Raw genomic sequence first — 2,614 nt, 5'->3', positions numbered from 1 at the left:
AATGCGGATTGGGGGGCTACGCAACGATCGGCTCACCATGAATGGTCGCGATCAGTTGCGTTTCGCCCGGGCGGGACTGGATCCACAGTTGCCCGCCCATCCGCTCGATGCGCATCCGCATGCTGCTCATGCCCACACCGGTGCCCACCGCCAGCACGTTGTTCACGTCGAAGCCGCGCCCGTTGTCGCGTATCCACAGGCTCAGGCCATGCTGCTCATCCGCCCGCACGCCGACTTCCAGGCGGGTGGCGCCGGCATGTTTGAGGACATTGGTCAGAGCTTCTTCGAGAAAGCGGGTGAGGGCCAGCAACTGCAGTGGCGTGAACACGCCGGGCCAACGCTTCGGCAGGTGCCAGTGCGACTCGATGCCCACATCATCGAACAGGTCGATGAAGCGCCGCCGCACGGGCGCCAGCCACGCCTGCGGTGATTGCCAGGCAGGCACTGCGCAGGAGCCGTCGATGACGTCCCGCAGATCGCTGCGCAGTGTCTTCAGCACGGACAGGAACTGGTTGTCTTTGAGCCCGTCGCCGTGTTCCATGCGGGCGATCGAACGCATCAGCGAACTGCCCAGGCTGTCGTGCAGGTCATGGGTCAGCCGCAGGCGTTCGTTGAGGCGAATGTTGTCGGCTTCCAGTTGATGCTCGCGTTGCAGCGTCTGGGTCAGCTCTGCGCGGGTGCTGTCCACGCTTCCCTGTAACTCATCGTTGAAGCGCTCGATGCGCTGCAGGCTGCTGGCGAAACGTGTAGCCAGCACCACGAACATCACGATAGACAGGATGGGCGTAGAGGCCGTGGCATACACCTCGCTAACCTCAAGTACGTCTGTTAACGCCAGAAACTCGTAGATCGACAACGCCGACATGCCCGTCCCCAACAGCATCAGGTAGGTTTTTCGCGTCCGGTAGGCATGCCAAAGAAACAGCAGGCCGGCAACGAACAAGACCAGCCTGAAAGCGAAGGTGGACAGTAGCTGCAGCGCCCCAATGTGCGCCTTTGGCGCCAGCACCACGGCGACACAAAACAGTATCGCTCCCGCCCAGACGCCTTTTTCCAAGCGCTCAAAGCGCATGCCGCCGAACGACCAGATGAACATGCAGAACACGGGGCAATACAGCGCCAGCGCCACCTGACTGATGCGATCCCACACCTCACCGTCAGGGAATGGCCAGGAGGAGGTCACCAGCACATTTGTGAAGGCAACCGACCACAGCAGCGAAGCCAGCCCGAACCAGCCAAAGGCGCGTTCCTGACGGCGGAACAGCCAGAACGTCATGAACAGCACGCCCAGCACCAGGGAAATCAGCAGGCTGATGGAAACCAGCTCACGCTGCTCGAACGACTGCGTGCGGTACTCGGGCCAGACCTGCGCGGGTGTGCCCAGGCGCACCGTCCCCAGGCCAGGCGCCGCATGCTCCGAGCCCACCAGGCGAATCCACAGGGTATTGCTGTCTTGCTGCCGGGAGACCGGCAATAGCCAATACCGCGGCAGGTTCCAGCTACGGGACAAGGGCTCGACCAGGCTTTCGTCACGCCACAGCAGATCGTCGTTGAGCCACACCTCGGCGGCCATGACCATGTGATCGATATTCAGCGCCAGCGGCTCATCCCGGCAGTCGGTCTGCCAGTCCAGCCGATACCAGGCCGGCCCTGTAAAACCGGGCCAATGGCGTTGCCACAGATCCGGCAGCGTCGCCGGCTGCCAACCTTCACGGGGCCGCTGACCATCGACGGCTCTCTCGGGAGCCATCATGACGCGGGTGATGGTGGCCTGGCAGCTCGCCTGTGCCAGGCTCGAAAGCCACGGCAGCAGAACGAGTAGCAGGGTCAGGACAACAAGCCGCGTTGCCGGGCTTCGTTCACTGCGCGGGTACGCGAAGAGATGGCCAGCTTGCGGTGAATCCGTTTCATAGGGCATTCGACGGTATAGCGGGAAATGGTTAGCTGATCGGCGATTTCCCGGTTGCTCAAGCGGCGGGAAACCCATTGAAGAATCTCGCTCTCGCGGGCGCTGAGGGCTTCTGTCTCGTCGGTGTCGGCCGGCTTTCGGTAGCAGAGTCTGGGTGCGCCGGGCAAGGACGGCTAGTGTGGCACGCAATAGTGGCGCCAGACCATCACCAGAATCAGGTACAGCCAAGCCCAGGATCGCCGCCGCAACCCTCGCCCGGCACGAAAAAAGGCGGAAATTACCTGATTTCAGTGATAGCCATGTGCCAATAGCTTCGCGTCCAATACCTGGCTTTACCAGGCCCGCTAGGCCAGCACCTGCCGGTACTCCAAATTCAAGGCTCGTCTCTAGTCTCTCGTCGTCCAGCGCGCTGAGCGGCCGACTTTGCGCTAAAAAAAGGAACACGCCATGAACCGCACTTATGCCCTCGTCTGGAACCCAAGCCTCGGTGCCTGGAGCGTTGCCGATGAGCACGCTCGTCGGCATGGCAAAGGAGCCGGTGCGGTCCTCGCGGCAGCACTGCTTCTGCCGATCATGGCGTGCGCCGCCGACCTGCCAACCGGCGGCCAGGTGACGGCGGGGCAGGGGCAGATCAGTACGCCCGCGAACAACCAGATGGTCATCGACCAGGCCAGCAACAAGATCGCCATCGACTGGCAGAGCTTC

3 protein-coding genes are annotated in these 2,614 nt (G+C 62.5%); 1 reads left to right on the top strand and 2 read right to left on the bottom strand.

All coding sequences use genetic code 11. The features are described from left to right. Nucleotides 1-16: 16 nt before the first annotated feature. Together DM374_RS32390 and DM374_RS34630 are read right to left on the bottom strand one after the other, a co-directional pair. Nucleotides 17-1,918: a sensor histidine kinase gene (locus DM374_RS32390; RefSeq protein WP_110973522.1), complete on the bottom strand. Its 1,902-nt coding sequence runs from the start codon at nt 1,916-1,918 to the stop codon at nt 17-19. After that, nucleotides 1,828-2,076, bottom strand: coding sequence for a response regulator transcription factor (locus DM374_RS34630; protein WP_110973521.1), 249 nt, complete (start codon nt 2,074-2,076; stop codon nt 1,828-1,830). The genes DM374_RS32390 and DM374_RS34630 overlap by 91 nt, the downstream gene beginning before the upstream one ends. 280 nt (nt 2,077-2,356) lie before the next feature. Here DM374_RS34630 and DM374_RS32380 point away from each other — a divergent pair. After that, on the top strand, nt 2,357-2,614 hold a 258-nt coding region (locus tag DM374_RS32380), incomplete at its 3' end, for an ESPR domain-containing protein (protein ID WP_157969807.1).

The organism is Pseudomonas huaxiensis, assembly GCF_003231275.1.
Taxonomy (GTDB): Bacteria; Pseudomonadota; Gammaproteobacteria; order Pseudomonadales; family Pseudomonadaceae; genus Aquipseudomonas; species Aquipseudomonas huaxiensis.
This window is presented reverse-complemented; position numbering and strand designations above follow the sequence as displayed.

Excerpts from the sequence above, each read along its gene's own strand:
- DM374_RS32390 (WP_110973522.1), bottom strand. The coding sequence starts at position 1,918 with ATGCCCTATGAAACGGATTCACCGCAAGCTGGCCATCTCTTCGCGTAC.